The organism is Leucobacter aridicollis (assembly GCF_024399335.1).
Classification (GTDB): domain Bacteria; phylum Actinomycetota; class Actinomycetes; order Actinomycetales; family Microbacteriaceae; genus Leucobacter; species Leucobacter aridicollis_A.
Window position 1 is genome coordinate 1,441,200 of the sequence record NZ_CP075339.1, and the last position, 17,504, is coordinate 1,458,703.

The 17,504-nt window shown below is 63.1% G+C and carries 18 protein-coding genes; 6 read left to right on the forward strand and 12 right to left on the reverse strand.

Translation table 11 applies throughout. The features are described 5' to 3' along the window. Positions 1–37: 37 nt before the first annotated feature. The gene (locus KI794_RS06450) at positions 38–850 is read right to left on the reverse strand and encodes a CoA-transferase subunit beta (RefSeq protein WP_119283031.1); all 813 of its coding nucleotides are present in this window, start codon (positions 848–850) and stop codon (positions 38–40) included. Beyond that, positions 847–1,806 carry a CoA transferase subunit A gene (locus KI794_RS06455; protein ID WP_255809541.1) on the reverse strand — a complete coding sequence of 320 codons (960 nt, stop codon included), beginning with the start codon at positions 1,804–1,806 and terminating at the stop codon, positions 847–849. Before KI794_RS06455 ends, KI794_RS06450 begins: the two co-directional genes overlap by 4 nt. A 106-nt stretch (positions 1,807–1,912) precedes the next feature. On the opposite strand from KI794_RS06455, the gene KI794_RS06460 reads away from it, so the two are divergent. From KI794_RS06460 to KI794_RS06480, 5 genes are all read left to right on the forward strand, one after another. Beyond that, positions 1,913–2,809, forward strand: a complete 897-nt coding sequence (locus tag KI794_RS06460; protein WP_119283033.1) for a LysR substrate-binding domain-containing protein — start codon at positions 1,913–1,915, stop codon at positions 2,807–2,809. Between the two features lie 185 nt (positions 2,810–2,994). Beyond that, positions 2,995–3,609 (forward strand): TRAP transporter small permease, encoded by a 615-nt coding sequence (locus KI794_RS06465; RefSeq protein WP_119283034.1) that lies wholly within the window; start codon positions 2,995–2,997, stop codon positions 3,607–3,609. Further along, complete coding sequence (locus tag KI794_RS06470; RefSeq protein WP_255809544.1) at positions 3,602–4,891, forward strand: TRAP transporter large permease; 1,290 nt, start codon at positions 3,602–3,604, stop codon at positions 4,889–4,891. Before KI794_RS06465 ends, KI794_RS06470 begins: the two co-directional genes overlap by 8 nt. Positions 4,892–5,083: 192 nt before the next feature. Then, entirely contained in the window at positions 5,084–6,016 is a 933-nt protein-coding gene (gene dctP, locus KI794_RS06475) for a TRAP transporter substrate-binding protein DctP (protein WP_255809546.1), read from the forward strand. Positions 6,017–6,135: 119 nt separating this feature from the next. Next, positions 6,136–6,831: a GntR family transcriptional regulator gene (locus tag KI794_RS06480; RefSeq protein WP_255809548.1), complete on the forward strand. Its 696-nt coding sequence runs from the start codon at positions 6,136–6,138 to the stop codon at positions 6,829–6,831. 26 nt (positions 6,832–6,857) lie between these two features. Here KI794_RS06480 and fabG read toward each other — a convergent pair whose 3' ends face one another. The 6 genes from fabG to KI794_RS06510 are packed head-to-tail and all read right to left on the reverse strand — an operon-like array spanning position 6,858 to position 12,972. Next, on the reverse strand, positions 6,858–7,604 hold the full coding sequence (gene fabG, locus KI794_RS06485) for a 3-oxoacyl-ACP reductase FabG (RefSeq protein ID WP_119283038.1): 747 nt from the start codon (positions 7,602–7,604) through the stop codon (positions 6,858–6,860). Positions 7,605–7,659: 55 nt separating this feature from the next. Continuing rightward, positions 7,660–8,856 carry an acyl-CoA dehydrogenase family protein gene (locus KI794_RS06490; RefSeq protein ID WP_255809550.1) on the reverse strand — a complete coding sequence of 399 codons (1,197 nt, stop codon included), beginning with the start codon at positions 8,854–8,856 and terminating at the stop codon, positions 7,660–7,662. Positions 8,857–8,907: 51 nt separating this feature from the next. Further along, positions 8,908–10,125, reverse strand: a complete 1,218-nt coding sequence (locus tag KI794_RS06495; RefSeq protein WP_255809551.1) for an acetyl-CoA C-acetyltransferase — start codon at positions 10,123–10,125, stop codon at positions 8,908–8,910. A 2-nt stretch (positions 10,126–10,127) separates the two neighbouring features. Beyond that, a complete protein-coding gene (locus tag KI794_RS06500) occupies positions 10,128–11,285 on the reverse strand; it encodes an acyl-CoA dehydrogenase family protein (protein ID WP_255809553.1) in 1,158 nt (385 codons plus the stop codon). Between the two features lie 15 nt (positions 11,286–11,300). Next, positions 11,301–11,786, reverse strand: a complete 486-nt coding sequence (locus tag KI794_RS06505) for a MaoC family dehydratase (RefSeq protein WP_255809554.1) — start codon at positions 11,784–11,786, stop codon at positions 11,301–11,303. 34 nt (positions 11,787–11,820) lie between these two features. Beyond that, positions 11,821–12,972, reverse strand: coding sequence for an acyl-CoA dehydrogenase family protein (locus KI794_RS06510; protein WP_119283043.1), 1,152 nt, complete (start codon positions 12,970–12,972; stop codon positions 11,821–11,823). A gap of 240 nt (positions 12,973–13,212) precedes the next feature. On the opposite strand from KI794_RS06510, the gene KI794_RS06515 reads away from it, so the two are divergent. After that, positions 13,213–14,286: a DsbA family protein gene (locus KI794_RS06515; RefSeq protein ID WP_255809555.1), complete on the forward strand. Its 1,074-nt coding sequence runs from the start codon at positions 13,213–13,215 to the stop codon at positions 14,284–14,286. A 166-nt stretch (positions 14,287–14,452) separates the two neighbouring features. Here KI794_RS06515 and KI794_RS06520 read toward each other — a convergent pair whose 3' ends face one another. From KI794_RS06520 to phnC, 4 genes are read right to left on the reverse strand one after another with little or no spacing between them, the layout of a single operon-like run. After that, a complete protein-coding gene (locus KI794_RS06520; protein WP_255809556.1) occupies positions 14,453–15,076 on the reverse strand; it encodes a TetR/AcrR family transcriptional regulator C-terminal ligand-binding domain-containing protein in 624 nt (207 codons plus the stop codon). Then, a complete protein-coding gene (locus KI794_RS06525) occupies positions 15,073–15,831 on the reverse strand; it encodes a tyrosine-protein phosphatase (protein WP_255809557.1) in 759 nt (252 codons plus the stop codon). Before KI794_RS06525 ends, KI794_RS06520 begins: the two co-directional genes overlap by 4 nt. After that, positions 15,828–16,667 carry a phosphonate ABC transporter, permease protein PhnE gene (gene phnE, locus KI794_RS06530; RefSeq protein WP_255809558.1) on the reverse strand — a complete coding sequence of 280 codons (840 nt, stop codon included), beginning with the start codon at positions 16,665–16,667 and terminating at the stop codon, positions 15,828–15,830. The genes KI794_RS06525 and phnE overlap by 4 nt, the downstream gene beginning before the upstream one ends. Then, positions 16,648–17,502: a phosphonate ABC transporter ATP-binding protein gene (phnC, locus tag KI794_RS06535; protein ID WP_255809559.1), complete on the reverse strand. Its 855-nt coding sequence runs from the start codon at positions 17,500–17,502 to the stop codon at positions 16,648–16,650. Before phnC ends, phnE begins: the two co-directional genes overlap by 20 nt. Between the last annotated feature and the right edge of the window lie 2 nt (positions 17,503–17,504).

The following is a 17,504-nucleotide window of genomic DNA, read 5'->3' on the forward strand; positions in this document are numbered from 1 at the left end:
AGCTCCTGTGCCCGCGTCACGGGGGAAGAAGCTGCCGTCAGCGGAGGTACAGCCGCACTCGGTCGATCTCGTTGCGAAGCAGGTGAACCTCGTGCTCGGTGGGAAGCACGGTGACTGCCAGATCGGGTGAGACTTGCAGCGGCCACCCTGTGTGCTCGAGCACGTGTTCGACGGACACTCCTGGGTGGACAGAGGTAAGCACCAGTTCTCCCATCGGATCCTCTCGGGTGAGAACCCCAAGAGGGGTGAAGACTCTCGTTGTGCCAACCCCGGCAGGTTGGATGCCGAGGGGATCCTTCGCAGCGGCGACTGGACTCGGTGACGTGCAAAAATCAAGCTGCGCGGGGAACGCCGCTCTGTCATGGCGTCGGAGGATCACAAACACCTCCTTCGCATTCTGCATGATCTCAATCGCACCTCCGGCTCCCGGCAGCCGAACCTGAGGCTGCTCCCAGTCCCCGATGAAGGTTGTGTTGAGGCTGCCGTACCTGTCAACCTGTGCTGCGCCAAGGAATCCGACGTCGATGTTTCCGCCCTGCAGCACGTAGCCGAACAGGCCGGCCATGCTCAGTACGGCCTCAGAGTATGAGACCACGACAGAGTCGCCAATGCCTTCGGCCATCGCGGTGGGGTGCGCGCCGCACACGCCTGATTCGTAGACAAGCTCGAGGTTCTCGTTCGAGATGCGCCGCGCGAGGTCGACTGCGAGCGTGGGAAGCCCCACTCCCGCAAATACCCGAACCTTGTCGGCAAGTGCCCGAGCGGCAAGGGTGACAATGATCTCTGTTGTGGTGACCGGGTTGGCGTCGAAGTCAATCAGCTGTACTGCTGATACGTCAGGTGAACTCATCGCTGCTGCTCCTCGATTCTGCTCCCGTAGTTCACGCGACCCGAGAGGTTCTCGCCAACCGCAAGCTCGTCCCATCGCTCTGCACCGAGCTTCGCCACATAGGCGGCGGGGTCAGCAACCTCGTAGACCCACTCCTTGAGCCACGCTTGGAGACGCTCTGGGTTTTGGCTTATCGCTGTCCATTCGCGGTAGAAACGTCCATCGCGGTCGTAGTAGCCCTGCGCGTACGAAGGGTGTGCGCCTCCTGGGGCGTGAACGACGGCAGTCACGGCGTGCGCCGGAAGTATCGTGCGGTTTGGATCGGCCTGAATGACCTCATCGGCCACCACCTCCTCGACGAGCACGATCGCCTTCTTCGCGGCGTAGACAGCCTCCTGCTGTGCGCCGAGAATTCCCCACATCTGGACGTTGCCGCGTCGGTCGGCGCGCTGCGCCTGCACGATGGTGACGTCGGGATTCAACGGGGGGACGACGTAGGTTGTGCCGCCCGAGTAGGGGTCGCGCACGCTCTTGATTGCGGGTGTCAACCGGGGCATGTCGCTGCCGGTGTAGGAGCGCAGCGGCATGAACGGCAGGCGCGCTGCTCCGGCATGGTATCTGCACACCATGCCGTAGTGTGTGTACTCCTCGATCTCAAGTGGGGTCGGGTCGTGTTGTTCGACACGACGCCGAATCTCGTAGAGGGAGCCCGCCGATCCGCTGGCGAAGAATGATGCGACGAGTTTGTCGACGCAGCCTGCCGCGATGAGTTGATCCGATACGAGATCTGGAGTCATGCGGCAGAGCGTCAACCGCCGCCTGCCTTGCCTGATAATCTCGTGGCCCGCCGCGAACGGGATGAGATGCGACATCCCTTCGATCGACACGGTGTCCCGGTCCTTGACGTGAGTGGCGATGGCCTCGGCAAGCGTCACAACTTTGGACGTCGACGAGCTCGCTGTGTGGATAGTAGTCATCGTGTGCCCTTCTTTGCGCAGCTGTAAGGCTACGTTCGCAGCAATTTTCATAACTGTCCAATATCAAAGTTGTCGTCATTCGTTCCCCACGTGAAACAATCCCGCCATGGAAATCGGTCAAGTACGGGCATTTCTCGCGGTAGCTGAGCACCTACATTTCGGCCGCGCTGCTGAGTCGCTTCGCATCGCACAGCCCTATCTCAGCAGGGTGATCCGCCAGTTGGAGGCCCAACTCGGGGGCGAGCTCTTCGAACGAAGCACCCGAAGTGTTGCCCTCACCGAGATGGGGCGAGTGATCCTCCCTCCCATGCGAGCCGCGTTGCACGCCATGGAGCACGCGGACCGAGCGGCGAGAGATGCCGTCGGTGGGCAGATCGGAAGGGTACGGATCGCACTCGGCGGTTACGCGACGCACGAGGTGCTTGGAGAGCTGGTGCGGCTCGTGCGGGAACGGCACCCGGGAATCCGAATCGAGATTGTGAGCGAGCTCTACGGGGTCAATGCAATCGACGCGGTGCTCGACGACAAGGTCGACCTCGGGATACTCCGGGTCTACGAGGACCTGCCCGGAATACGATCCCGGCTATTGCGAACTGAGTCGTTCTTACTCGCGGTGCCTGAGGGAAGCGAGCTTGCTGAGAAGGACTACATTGCTTTTGCCGACCTCGCCAACGAGCCATTCATCACCCTCGCTCCTGAGTTCGCAGCTGCGATGGAGCGCTCACTCCACATCCATGCTCGAGCGGCAGGCTTCATCCCGCGGGTGGTGCAAGTGTCGCCCGACAGTAAGGCGACGATGGTGTTTGTCGCCGCGGGTCTCGGGATCAGCCTGGTGGTCGACGCGGTGCGCGAACATCTCGAAGTGCCCGGGGTGGTGTTCAAAGAACTTGTCGATCACCTCCCGCCGCTGGAACTTCGGGTGGTGTGGCGGGCGGAGAGCCAGAACCCTGCGTTGATGCGGGTACTGAGGCTGCTTCCCGTCGCGCTGCACCAGGCATCGTAGGGGGAGCGACTCATGTCTCTCAGGTCTCAAATCAACAGTTTTGAGTATTGGACAACAACGAATATCGCCAAAGACGATTGAAACTTAGCTGCTTGCCTGGGGGTACTCCAAGCGATGAGCAGAGGAAGGCGCGACTGGGGCTTTCAACAGACCAGCGCCAACATGTTCCAAAGGAGGGGCAGCCAATGAACGGAGTCGCCGGCGAAGACCGGGAGCACCGGTTGAAGTGGCCCGGTGCCGAAGCTTCGCGTTTTGACCGAGGGTACGCGATAACAGACAGGTGGCTCGGCAGGATCGAGGTGTTCCTTGAAGCTGGCGCCCAACTCGCCCTCGCAGGCTTGATGTTGCTCACCGTGCTCAACGCAGCGGCACGGTACTTTTTCAACTCGCCAATTACGGGAACGCTCGACATCGTCGTCCTCTACGTTCTCCCAGCGCTCGTCTGGCTGGCAGTGCCCAAGCTGCAGGCTGGCAACGGCCAGATCAGGGCAACATTCTTGGTGAACACGTTCAACCCGTTGTGGCGAAAGATCGCCGATCTGCTGGCGGCACTCGTCATGTTCGGCCTGACGCTACTCATGCTCGAAGGCGCGCTAGGGGAGTTCGCCGCGCGCAACGGGACTTACCTCTCCGGACAGATCCGAATGCCGGTCGGGCCGAGCTGGCTTATAGTCGTGCTCGGATTGATCGGGTTGGGGCTGCGCTTGCTCGTCTCCGCAGTTGGGCTCTTCGTGCCCCGTCGTGAGGATGCAAGCGGTCAAGAGCAACCCGGTTTGGAAGCGGGGGCGACCCATGCTTGAGATCGTCGTGCCGCTCCTGCTGCTCCTCGCTCTCATGGCGCTGGGGGTCCCTGTCGCATTCTCTATGCTCCTTGCCGGCGTAGTCGGCATGCTCTTCGTCTCGGACTTCGGCCTTGTCGAGGGGTTGCTTGCAATCACTCCTCAGGCCGTCACCTCGACCTTTACCTACAGCGTGATTCCACTGTTCATTCTGATGGCAGAGTTCCTCTCTGGCAGCACAATTGCCTCGAGGCTGTTTGATACTGCCCGTGCCTGGACCGGCAGAATCCCGGGCGGGCTCGCCGCATCAACAATCGGTGCCGGCGCAGCGATGGGAACGATTTCAGGATCGAGTCTCGCAACGACAAGTACCCTTGCTCGGGTCGCAGTGCCCGAGATGCGTAAGGCAGGGTATTCCGACAAACTCTCGGTGAGCTCGGCAGCATCAGGTGGCGTGCTTGCCGCGATGATTCCCCCAAGCATTCTGTTGCTGATGTACGGCGTCACCACCGAGACCTCCATTTCGCAGCTCTTCGCCGCCGGTATTCTGCCCGCGATTCTTCAAGCGATTCTGTTTATTGTTCTCATCGTCGTGTGGGTGAAAGTCAAACCGGGTACGGCGCCGGCGTCGGCAGCAACGTCGTGGTCCGAGAAATTTCGGTCCCTCACGAGCACGTTTCCGGCTTTGCTGCTCATCATCCTCGTGCTCGGAGGCATCTATTCAGGGATTGTGACTGTGCTTGAGGCAGGAGCAATCGGGGCGTTTGGCGCCCTCATCGTTGGTGTGGTCTTTGGCGGGCTTCGGTGGAAAGCGATCCGCGAGGCTCTACAGCGAGCAGTTGAGACCACTGCGTCGATTTTCCTTGTGATCATTGGCGCGAAGATCTTCGCGCAGTACGTGACCTTGACTGGAATCACCCAGTCGCTGACTCGTGTGATTGCCGACGCCGGGCTCGCGCCGCTCTTGGTCTTGATGTTCGTGATTCTCGTCTATCTGATCCTTGGGATGTTCATGGACGCAATTGGCGCGATGCTACTCACGCTCCCAATCTTCTTCCCGCTCATCACCTCGCTCGGTTACGACGGCATCTGGTTCGGCATCATCGTCGTGCTCATGATCGAGATCGGGCTGTTGACGCCTCCGCTCGGTCTCAACGTGTTCGTCGCGACTTCCGTAACGAAAGCAGACCTTCGCGATGTGTTTGGAGGATCCATGTGGTTCGTGCTCATCTCACTGGTGACGGTGGCGATCGTCATCGCAGTGCCGCAAATCGCCACACTCTTGCCAAGCCTCGCGCCCTAGCGCCTTCCCCTCAAGAAAACAACACAACGACGATACGGAGATACGGTAATGAACCACAGCCCCATGCGAACCAGAGCGCTCCGAACGATCGCTGTAGCTGGAGCCGTCGGCGTTGCGCTGGCAGCCGCCGGCTGCAGTTCATCGGCGGCGCCAGGGGATGACGATACTTATACGATTCGATTTGCCGATTACATGCCCCCGACGCACTTTCTTGCAACAGAACTTATCGTTCCGTGGCAGGAAGAAGTCGTGGAACGCACTGACGGCCGCGTCACGTTTGACTATTACCCTGGTGGGCAGCTTGTCGAGAGCACCGAACTGTTTGCCGCGGTTGAAAGTGGCGTCGTAGACGCCGCGTTCTTCACGCCAACGGTTGCCGCCCCGGTCGATCTGCCCCTCTCCGGAGTGGTTGCGTTGCCTGGCATCGAGACCCCTGCTGGGCTGCCCGAGGCGACAGAGCCATACAATGAGTTCCTTCTCGAGACATTGGGCAGCGCTGAGTGGGCAGACAAAGGCGTGAAGCCGTTGCTCGGCGTGGTCGCCGGCCAGTATCAGCTTGTGAATCGGGGCGCGCCGATTCGTGGTGTCGAGGACTGGCATGGACTCACAGTGAGAGGCGCGAGCGGCATGCTTGACGTTATGACTGTCGAGGCTGGTGGCGCCGCTGCAACCCTCGGCACGAACGAAGTCTACGAGGGGCTTCAACGGCGCACAATTGACACGTCCATTACTCCGGGAGAGAGCGCGATCCAATACCGGCTGCACGAAGTCGCAGAGTCAATTTCGACAAATGCCCAGCTCGGGGTCGCTGGCGTCTCCCTTGGGATAGCGCAGTCAAAGTGGGACTCCTTTCCGAAGGACATTCAGGAGGCCATTGAGGCGGCGTCGGTGGCGGCGCTTGAGAACTACGGGAAAGGCACTGGTGGAATGCGTGAGGAGATCATGGAGGAGGCCGCAGGGCAGGTCGAGTTCTACGAGCTCACGCCAGCAGAGCTCGAAAGCCTCCAGCCCGCAATGAAAGCGGCGCAGGAAGCGTGGATCGTCGAGCAGGAGAGCCATGGCTATGACGGACGTGGCATTCTCGACGAGTGGGCAAGGGTCGCAAAGCCAGGTGCAGATAAATAGCGGCACGGTCTTTGGCCCTCCGCCCCGTCCCCGTGCAACATCGTCGCTATAGAATACTTTCGATATCCTTTCCTAGTGCCGCAAAGGGCGGCCTGCTGAGGAGCGAAGGTGGAGCGTCGATGATCCCATTCGATGCGCCGGTTCAGCGGCGACAACTGAGTGACGAGGTAGCGTCGTATCTGCGACAGGCGATCATTGCGGGGGAGTACCAGTCGGGAGAGTCCATCCGTGCGGAGAGCCTCGCGAATCGGCTCGATGTGTCTGCCACACCGGTTCGCGAGGCGCTGCACGCACTCAAAGCTGAGGGGTTCCTCGACCTGGTTCCCCGCAGAGGGTTTACGGTTGCGCCGCTTGTCGCCGACGATATCCGGGATATCTTCGCCGGGCACGCCCTCATTGCAGGGGAACTCGCGGCCCGTGCGGCCGAGCGAGTGACTCCCGCCGAGCTTGATGGGCTGCGCGACACGCATGCCCGGCTGATGGCCGCTGCCGCGTCCGCTGACACGCAAGCACTCGAGCAACTCAACCACGGATTCCATCGCGAGGTGTACCGTATCGCGGGATCGTCGCGACTTCGGTGGGCGCTCGGCGGTTTTGTGAAGTACGTTCCGAGAGCGTTCTACGCTCAGATCGACGGGTGGCCCGAGACTACCGCTGCAGACCACTCAGCGATCCTCGCGGCAATCGCTTCCGGTGATGCGGTCCAGGCGCGTGGGTCGATGGCTCAGCACATTCGCACCTCGGGTGAGAAGCTCGCCGAGTATTTCGAGAGCAGGCTCGCCACAACCGTCGATACGGCGACCGCTACCGAGTAGCGGTCGCCGCGAATTGGTGCCCGAGGCTACGTGTGGCGGCCACCTGCAACTTCGATGACATTGCCTGTGGTGTAGCTCGACATGTCGCTCGCGAGGAACAGTACGGCCTGCGCGACCTCCTCAGCTTCGCCAGCTCTGCCGAGCGGGATCTCCCTGATCTTGTCGGCCAGGATGTCGTCGCGGAGCACCGCTGTCATGTCGGTGCGGATCAGGCCGGGCATGACAGCATTCACCCGTACGCCGGCAAAACCGACCTCCTTCGCTGCCGCCTTGGTGAGACCGACGATGCCGGCCTTGGCCGAGCTGTAGTTGGTCTGCCCGAGCATGCCGACCTTCCCAGAGATCGACGACAGGTTGACGATTGCCCCGCCATCCGGCTGGTCGCGCATGACGGCTGCCGCCGCGCGCGTGCCAAGCCACGACCCGCGTAGATGGACCGCAATAACCTCGTCGAACATCGATTCGGTCATCTTGCGCATCGTCGCATCTCGGGTGATGCCAGCGTTGTTTACCCAGACATGTACAGCTCCGAACTTTTTGAGAGCGACAGTCACGAGATTCTCAATGTCATTCGAGCGTGACACGTCGCAGGCGATCCCGATAGCGCGCCCACCAAGCTGCGGTGCGTCTGCTGCGGTAGCTGCGGCTGCGCCGTCAACGTCGGCGAGGACGACGTTCGCGCCCTCTGCGACGAACGCCTCCGCTACAGCGAAACCGATGCCGCGCGCGCCACCGGTAACCACGGCCGTCCGGCCTTCGAGTAGTTGCTTCATCTGCGCTCTCCTTCTTCTGTTCCGCCGGCGCAACACGGGGCGGACTGTTGTGTGGCTAATGCTTGTAGCGCTCGAGTAGCCGCCTGCCGATGATCGTTCGTTGAATGTCTGCCGTCCCCTCGCCGATGAGGAGCATCGGCGCATCGCGATAGAGGCGCTCGATCTCGTACTCCTTTGCGTAGCCGTAGCCGCCGTGAATGCGCAGCGAGTCGTCCACGACCTCTTTGCAAAACTCGGCCGACAGATACTTGGCCATTCCTGACTCGAGGTCATTGCGCTCGCCGCTGTCCTTCAAACGTGCAGCTGTGACGACGAGGCCGTGAGCTGCCTCAATCTTCGTCGCCATCTCCGCGAGCCTGAACAGCACCGCCTGGTGCTCAGCGATCGGCTTGCCGAACGCTTCTCTCTGCTGGGCGTAGTCGATTGCCAGCTCAAATGCCCTGGTCGCCAGTCCAACACCCCGTGCAGCCACGTTGACGCGCCCGACCTCGACTCCGTCCATCATCTGATAGAAGCCCTTGCCGGGTGCGCCCCCAAGAATGTCTGAGGCGGGCAGACGGTGATCGTCGAAAATGAGTTCAGTTGTATCGACGCCTTTGTACCCCATCTTCTCGATCTTGGCGGGGATGGTGATTCCGGGTTTGACCTCACCGAAACCCGGTGTCTTCTCGATGAGAAATGTCGTCAAGTTGCGATGCGGCTTGTCGTGCCCCTCTGGCGTCCGAACGAGTACGGCGACGAGACTCGAGGACGCCCCGTTCGTGAGCCACATCTTGGAACCGGTGATGGAGTAGTCGCCCGACTCTGTCACCGTAGCGCGGGTCGTAATAGCTGCGACGTCAGAGCCGAGGCCCGGTTCCGACATTGAGAAAGCGCCACGCAACTCGCCTGTGGCCATGCGGGGGAGGTAATGCTGTTGCTGGTCCGGCGTACCGTGCTGGAGCAGCATGTAGGCAACGATGAAATGGGTGTTGACGACGCCCGAGACGCTCATCCAGCCGCGCGAGAGCTCTTCGACAACCAGCGAGTAAAGCAGGAGGGACTCCCCGAACCCGCCGAATTCCTCCGGGATGGTCAGGCCGAATACGCCGAGCTCGCGCAGACCGTCGACGATGCCTGAAGGGTATTCGTCTCGCCTGTCGAGCTCGGGCGCCTGCGGAATGATCTCGCGATCGACAAATTCTCGAACGGCGACGAGGATCTCCTGCTGCTCGGTGGAGAGCCCCTCGGTCTGTGCGAGGTGCTGCTGCATCACATTGCTCCTTCTGGTTGGGGTGCGTCGGGGATGACGTAGGCGGCGACGCTACGCATCCACGCGCTCAAAAATGGCGGCGAGTCCCTGGCCGCCGCCAATGCACATGGTCTCGAGGCCGTAGCGTGCCTGCCTGCGATGCATCTCGCGTGACAGGGTGGCAAGAATACGCGCGCCGGTAGCTCCGACGGGGTGGCCAAGCGAGATACCTGAGCCATGTACGTTCAAGCGCTCGAAATCGCTGGCCGTGAATCCCCACTCTCGGGTGCACGCGAGCGCTTGCGAAGCAAACGCCTCATTGAGCTCAATGAGATCGACGTCGGCGAGCGTGAGGCCAGCCCGTTCGAGAGCGACGGCAGTGGCCGGAACCGGCCCAATGCCCATTGTTTTTGGTGGTACCCCGGCTACGGCCCAAGAGACGAGGCGCACCAGCGGGCGTAGGCCGCGTCGCTCTGCCTCTGCTTGAGTGGTGACGATCGCCAGTGCTGCACCGTCGTTTTGGCCACTGGAGTTGCCTGCCGTGACGGTTGCGTGCGGGTCCATCGCGATGGAGAGCGGCCGGAGCGCAGCGAGTGCCTCCAGCGAGATGTCAGGTCGTGGATGCTCGTCGGTGTCGACAACAGTCGTGGCGCCGCGACGGTCTGTCACCGATATCGGCACGATCTCCTCGGCAAAGATGCCGCCCCGCTGGGCAGCTGTCGCACGGAGGTGCGACTCATACGCGAGTCCGTCCTGCGCCTCCCTGGATATCTCGTAGTCTGCGCGCAACTGCTCGGCAGTTTCGATCATGCCGCCTGGGACGGGGTAGTTCTTCCCGCCCGCGGTCACTCGCCCGCGTGCGAGGCTGTCGTGCAACTCGACTCCTGTACCTCTTACACCCCGACGCAGCTCGTGCGAGTAAAACGCGGCGTTGCTCATGCTCTCGGCCCCGCCAGCGACGACGAGTGTGCTGACCCCGGCCTGGACTTGCATGGCCGCGTTGAGAATGGCCTGCAGCCCCGACCCGCACCGACGGTCCACCTGCGCCCCAGGCGTCTCGACCGAAAGTCCAGCGTCGAGCGCAACGACTCGACCAAGCGCTGGAGTATCCATGCTGGGGTAGCAGTTGCCGAGAATCACGTCGTCAACGTCTTCCGGTGAGAGGCCAGCTCGGGCCACCAGTGCGGAGAGAACCTGTGCGCCAAGCTCCTGCGCGCGAAGATTCGCGAACACTCCGCCGAAGCGCCCGACCGGGCTGCGCAGCGGCTCGCAGATTACAACGTCGTCCACGATTACTCCTGCATTCCGGCGGCGCGAAGCAGGCGTCGAGCCATGACTACCTTTTGTATCTCACTGGTGCCCTCATAGATTCTGAAGAGGCGCGCCGCACGGTAGAAGCGCTCGACCGCGACGCCCCGCATGTAGCCGAGGCCGCCGTGAATTTGGACGCCGCGGTCAGCGACTCGGCCCAGCATTTCGCTTGCGAACAGCTTGGTCGCTGACGAGCCGAGCTTCTGCTCGTCGCCGCCGGCTGCGAAATCCCGTGCTGCATCGAAGGCGAGCGCTTTCGCCGCCCGCACGTCGGCGTACGATTCGCCAATCATGCCCTGGATGAGTTGGAAACTGCCGATCGGGGTCCCACCCTGCGTGGCCGTGGCCGCGTGTTGCACCGATTCCTCGAGGATCCGCTGCGCTTGCCCAACGCACACCGCCGCGATGTGGATCCTACCTTTGGTCAGCGATGCCATGGCAGCGTGGAAGCCGACCTCCTCGGCGCCACCGACGAGCCGCTCATTGCCGACGAACACATCGTTGAAGTAGATCTCGCTCGTAGACGAGCCCTCCTGTCCCATCTTCTTGTCGCGAGGTCCGATGGTGACACCGGGAGCAGCGGAATCTACAAGAAAGGCCGAGATTCCCCGACTCCCCGTGGCTGTCGCGTCGGTGCGGGCGAATACTACGAGCAGTTGCGACCGTTCTGCGTTGGTAATGAACCGCTTCGAGCCGTTGATGCGGTAGCCGCCACTTTCTTTGACCGCTGTCGTGCGGATGCCACTCGGGTCGGACCCAGCGTCTGGCTCAGTGAGCGCGAACGAAGCGACGACCTCTCCGGATGCGAGCCGCGGGAGCCACGCAGTCTTCTGCTCATCAGTGCCATAGTTGACAAGCACCTGGCCCGCGATGCCGTTGTTTGTGCCAAAGAGCGAGCGGAACGCCGGCGTCGTGTAGCCGAGTTCGATCGCGAGTGCCACGTCTTGCACCGGATCGAGCCCGATGCCGCCGTACTCTTCAGGGATCGCCCACCCAAACAGCCCCATCTCACGGGCTTCCTGCACGATGCTTTCTGGGATGTTGTCCTCGGCCTCGATTTGCTCTTCAAGTGGCACGACTCGCTTTCGCACAAAATCCTTGACCGAATCGAGTACTGCGGTGAAATCGTCAGCGTCCATGCTGCCGGTGTCCTTTCAATTGGAGGGGCCCGTCGTTGCTCCCGGGGTGAGAAGGGTGAGTGTCTGAGCGACGCAGACGGGACGCGAATCACCATCGGCCTCGACTTCATGGGTGAATGCCAGCAGCGTTCCCGTTGCACGTTGAGTCGCGCTCGCAAGTGTGACTCTGTCGCGGATGCGCCTGTGTACGAAGAGCGGATGCGGGAACCTGGCTCGGTCGAGCCCGTAGTTCAGACGGGCGCCGAAGCCCTGGAACTCATAGACCTGACTCGAAAACTGGGGGAGCAGCGAGAGCACCATGAAGCCATGCGCGATGGTCGTGCCGAACGGGCCAGCCGCCGCGCGCTCGCTATCGACATGGATCCACTGCCTGTCGCCGGTCGCGGTGGCAAAGGCGTCGATCATGTGCTGCGTGACGCGTAGCCACTCGCTGACGCCGAGTTCTGTGCCGACCATGGCGGAGAGGTCAGATTTCTCAGTGATCACCATTGGCTGTGTCATCGTTTGCCTCCCTCGCTATGCTTTGCTCGCTGCCCTAGAGCCCGCCACGCCGAATCAGTTGCGAGGCGATCACGTTACGTTGCACTTCGTTGGTGCCCTCGCCGACGATCATGAGCGGGGCGTCCCGGAAGTAGCGTTCGACGTTGTACTCGGTCGAGTACCCGTAGCCGCCGTGGATTCTCACGGCGTCGAGCGCAATCTCCATGGCTGCCTCAGAAGCAAAGAGCTTTGCCATGCCCGCCTCCATGTCGGAGCGTTCGCCGGCGTCATACTTTTCGGCCGCGAACCGGGTGAGCTGTCGTGCTGCAGTGAGCTTCGTCGCCATGTCCGCGAGATAGTTGCCGATCGCCTGGTGCTTCCAAATCGGTTTGCCGAATGTCTCACGCTCCTGGGCGTACTTCAGCGCGTCTTCGAGGGCAGCAGCGCCAACGCCCACCGCGCGCGCTGCGACCTGGATTCGCCCAGTTTCAAGCCCGCGCATCATCTGCGCGAAACCCCGGCCGGGGTCACCGCCAAGTACCGAACCGACTGGCGTTCGAAAGTCTGTGAGAACTATCTCGCAGCTTTCGACTCCCTTGTAGCCCAGCTTGGGGAGGTCGCGTGACACTTCGAGGCCGGGCCCGGGTTCGACGAGAACCACAGAGATTCCTCGGTGTTGTGGTGTGGCCGCCGGGTCGGTCTTGACGAGGAGAGCGATCAGCCCCGACCGTCGTGCGTTGGTGATCCAAGTCTTGGCGCCGTTGATGACATACGAATCGCCGTCAACGTGCGCGGTCGTCGTGATGGCTTGGAGGTCGGACCCGCCCCCGGGCTCGGTGAGCGCCATTGTTGCTCGGAGCTCGCCCGTGGCCATTCTTGGGAGGTATCGTTCGCGCTGCTCGTCGGTGCCGAACTCGGTCAGAAGCTTCGCGACAACCGTGTGCCCGCCCATCGCGCCTGCGAGTGTCATCCAGCCGCGGGCAAGCTCTTCGGTGATTCGGGCGTAGCACGGCATCGACACTGGTAGGCCGTCGTATTGCTCTGGTACCGCGAGTCCGAACACCCCCATCTCTTTCATCTGTTCGATCCATCGCTCGGGGTACTCGTTTGCGTGTTCGACGTCTCGCACGTGCGGCCGGACCTCGCGGTCAATGAATTCGCGAACTGTCTGAACGAGGAACGCCTCTTCGTCGCTGAGCGTGTGCATCCTTGCCTCTATTCGTGACGGGGTAGTCGGGGAAACGGGGTAGGCCGCCTCGCAAGCAACAATACAATATAGAAAATATTAGGCAAGGGGTGAATTGCTCGAACTGCATGACGGCGATCGGCAGCCGGCTGGCTGGGCCAGATCTCGACTGTCCAAGGAGATGCGCTGCGATACGGGCGCAAGTGACCCCCGCTCCGCAAAACTCCGACGGCTCTCACAAAGGTCTGGGATGATGGGGCTATGGCTGCTCCGCATGGATCGAACCAGCGCCAGGCCCCGAGTGCGGGCGTCTCTGGTGGACGACTCTTGCCAATTGCTGGCCTCTTTGTGGGCGCGGCTGGGGCGGTGGCTGCGGTCCTCGGCGCCTTCGCTGGCTCTGTTCCCGTCTACATTGCCGTTGGGCTTGGCGTCGTCGCTGTCGCGCTTGGGGTGGTGTCGCTCGCGCAGCGCCGTCGCGGGCCCGCGGCCATTGGCGGGCTTGTGCTTGGTGCCGCAGCTCTCGTTTTCGGAATTGCGACATTGGTGTCAGCGGCGCCCGGCCAAGACGCAGACCTGCCCCCGCAAGGGGAACTGGGAGAGCAGGCGGAACAGGGCCAGGAAGAGCAGGGCGAGGCGGAGGCCCCGGCGGGTGAAGGTCTCGTCTGGCCAAAGAACATGTCGACAGGGGGAGTTGTTGTCGCGGGCCCCGACGCAAAACTTCTCACGTCCGAGGCGCTCCCCGACAATGCGACGCCGACACCGCGCAGCGCTGACGAGCTTGGGCAGCCGGCGCTCATTCAGATTTATCTCGACTACCGCTGCCCCTACTGCTCGGTGTTTGAAGACGCGAGCGGCGAGGTGCTGAGCGAAGTGCTCGAGGCCGAGGCCGCCGCCATCGAGATCCATCCCCTCACGTTCCTGGACCGGGCCTCGGCTGGGAGTTACTACTCGTCGCGCACGGCAGGCGCGATCGCGTGCCTCGCCGACGCGCAGCCCGACGCGGCGTGGGCGACTCACAATGCGTTTCTCGCTCCAGAGTTCCAACCCACTGAGGGGCAATCCGGCCACACGAACGACGAGCTCATCGCCGAGATCGAGCGCGTCGCCGGCTCCGTGTCTCCTGAAGCGAGATCGTGCATCAGTGAGGAGCGCTTTGTTCCTGTGTCACAGGCGCTCAACGATTGGGTGTTCGCGAACCCGGTCCCGTTCTCCGGCGACCCTGGGCTGAAAGTCACCAGTGTCCCGCTCGTCGTCGTGAAGGGGACGCCCTATGAGGGTGACCCGAGTGACCCGGCTGAGTTCCGAGAGTTCCTCTCCGCCCAAGGCGTGCTCTGAGGGCGCTGACCGGGCATAACTGTGAGCAGCGAATGAGCTGTATCTGAGCCAACAGAGGCGCGAATCTTCGGGGCGCCGGAGACTAACCCCACACACATCACCAATTCGAAGACGCACGCTCCCGAGCAGCACGGCGCTCACATCGCAAGGCCCGACAAGTCGGTGCCTACGCGACCATTCCGCGCCAAGTGATCTCGAACGCCGCGGCGAGCCGGCGCCGGGCGTCCGGCGATTCGAGCGGTTCGCCGCGCACGATCGATTGGTAGTACGCGGCCCCAGCGATCGCGTCGAACGCGGCCTCGACGTCGAGGTCCTGCCGCAGGATCCCGCGCTCGATGCCAGCGCGGAGCGCCCGCTCAACCGGGCCGCGTCGGCGGCTCACGTGCGACTCCCAGTAGGCGCGCTGGAGGGCCCGGTCAGCCATGACGAGGCGGATCCGCTGCCGAAACCGTGCCTCAGAGTATCCCGAGGCGTCGACCGACGCTGGCGAACCGAGAAGCGAGCTAAAGAGCGTCTCCCGGAGGTCTCCCTCGAGCGGGAGCTCCGGTGGCACCGTCCGCCCGACGTCGAGCGCGGCGGCGATGAGCGTCGTGAGTGACGGCCACCGGCGATATAGCGCCGCCCGACTGACACCCGAGCGCTCGACGACACGAGAGACGGTGACGTCTTCCTCGGCGTCGATGAGGCCGAGCACCGCGGAAATGATCTGCGGATCCATGTCGGAGTCACGCGGCCTGCCGGGGCCACGGCGAACCGTGGCCCCGGCAGGGGCTGGCGCGGTGAGCGTCACGCGCCGAGCGCCCGTGCGCGGAGCTTCGCGATCGTGTCGCCCGTGAGGCCCGCGGCGTACAGCGGCGCGAGGGCGTCGCCGTGGCGTTCGCGGACGGAGCCGAGCAGGATCCGCATCGACACGTCCATCCCATCATCCGTGAGCGCCGCGCCGTCGAACGCGGTGGGGTCGATGCCGAGCTTTTCGAACACCGCGCTCATCGCGGTACGAGTGCGCGCCATGATTGCGGGCATGTTCGGTCCCGTCTTCGCGTAGTCGGCGACGATCACGTCATCGTCCGCCCCAAGTACGAGCAGCAGGCAGGCGGCGAGCACACCCGTGCGGTCGCGTCCGGCCGCGCAGTGAAACGCTGTCGCACCGGTGGCGTTCGCGATGATGTCGAGCGCAGTGACGATGAGCGGAGCCGCGCGGTCGATCATGCCGACGTACATCTCGCCCATCAGCTCGTGCGTCAGCTCGGGGGCGTCGCCAGCTGGAGCCTTGATCGAACCCATGAACGGCAGATGATGGTATGCAACTGGATAGTCGGCGAGGGGGCCGCGGCCTGTCACCTGCACCTCGTGTGGCGAGCGGAGGTCGATGATCGCGGCGAGGCCGTCGGTCACGAGCGTGGCCGCGAACTCGGGGGTAACTGTCGCGAGATCGTCGGTCCGGATCGCGACGCCGTCGCGGAGCGTGCCCCCAGCGATTGGCGTCCCACCGAGGTCGCGCATGTTGACGGGCGTGCTGAGCTCGAGCTCGAGTGTGGCGGTCATGTGATCTTCTTTCTGATGAGGGCGCTGCCCTGGTCGATTGCCGTGACGAGCACGATGATGCAGATGATGATTGCGCTGAGGTGGCCGTAGTCGTACATGCGCATGGCAGTGGTGAGTTCGAGGCCGATGCCACCAGCGCCGACAAGGCCGAGGATCGTCGCCCCGCGCACGTTGCCTTCGAAGAGCAGCAGCGTGTACGAGACGAGCAGTGGGGCTGCCTGCGGCAGTACTCCGTACTGGATCACCTGGCGCTTGGATGCACCGACCGCCTGCATGGCAACCATGGGCCCGCGATCGACGGACTCCATCGCTTCGGCGAAGACTTTGCCGATGGAGCCAATGGACCCGAGCGTCATCGCGAGAATCCCGGCGAACGGGCCGAGGCCGACGGCCGAGACGAACATGAGCGCGAAGACGAGGTCGGGCACCGAACGGATCACGTTCATGATCCACCGTGCCGGGTAGTACAGCCACCTGGGGGAGATGTTCGATGAGGCCGCGAACGCGACGATGAGCGAGAGCATCGCGCCGAGCACGGTGCCGACGACTGCCATCTGGAACGTCTCGATGAGCAACTCGACTATCTTGCCGAACTTTGAGAAGTCGGGCGGGAACAGCCGCGAGAGGAACTCTCCCATGTTCACCGCGCCCTCGCCGAGTTTCGCGAAGTTGAACTGGGCGCCGTTGAACGACCAGATGAGCACGATGACGGCGACGGGAAGGCCCATGAGGAATCGGGCGCGGGGGAGCGAGACCGCCTGTTCGAGGCGCGCTCGATCAGCTGCTGGCAGCTCGGGCTGCTGTGCTTTCGGGCGCTCAGGCGCCTGCGTGGACACTCGGGATCACCTCCTGGCTGGCGACGATGCCGGTGGCGCCTATACCGGCTGGCCCGTCGGAGCTTGCGGTCCCGTCGGCATACAGGGGCGCGAGTCGCTCCGCGTCGAGGTCGACGGTGCGGCCGCTCACGATCATCTCGCCGTGGCGTAGCCCGACGACGCGGTCGGTGTGGGCGAGCGCCAACGGGAGCACGTGGAGGCTCACGAGCACCGGGATCCCGTCCTGTACCGCGATCTCTCGCAGCAGCTCGAGTACCGAGTCGGCGAGCTTCGGGTCGAGGGACGCGACCGGCTCGTCCGCGAGGATGAGTTTCGGCTGCTGCATGAGCGCTCGCGCAATCGCAACGCGCTGCTGCTGGCCGCCGCTCAGCGAGCGGGCCTGGTCCTTGGCCTTGTGCGCGATGCCTACCCGGTCGAGCAGTTCGAGTGCACGTTTGCGATGCGCCGAGGTGAACCCATAGGCGAGATTGATGGGCCCAGCGCTGTGCAGGGCGCCGGTGAGCACGTTTGTGAGCACGCTCATGCGCGGGATGAGGTTGAACTGTTGGAACACCTGCCCGACCTCGGAGCGGAGGGTGCGAAGCTCGCCGCGTCGCAGGTTCGTGACGTCGTGCCCGGCGACGCGCACCTGCCCACCCGATATCGCCGCGAACCCGGTGAGGGAGCGCATGAGCGTGGACTTGCCCGAGCCAGATGAACCGAGCAGTGCGACAATCTCTCCAGGGAAGAGGTCGAGCTCAACCCCGTCGAGCACGTTCGGGCCCTCGTCGTAGGCGACGCGTAGGTCGCGGACGGTGACGAGCGGGAGCGCCTGGCGCAATTCGGCTGTGGTCATGG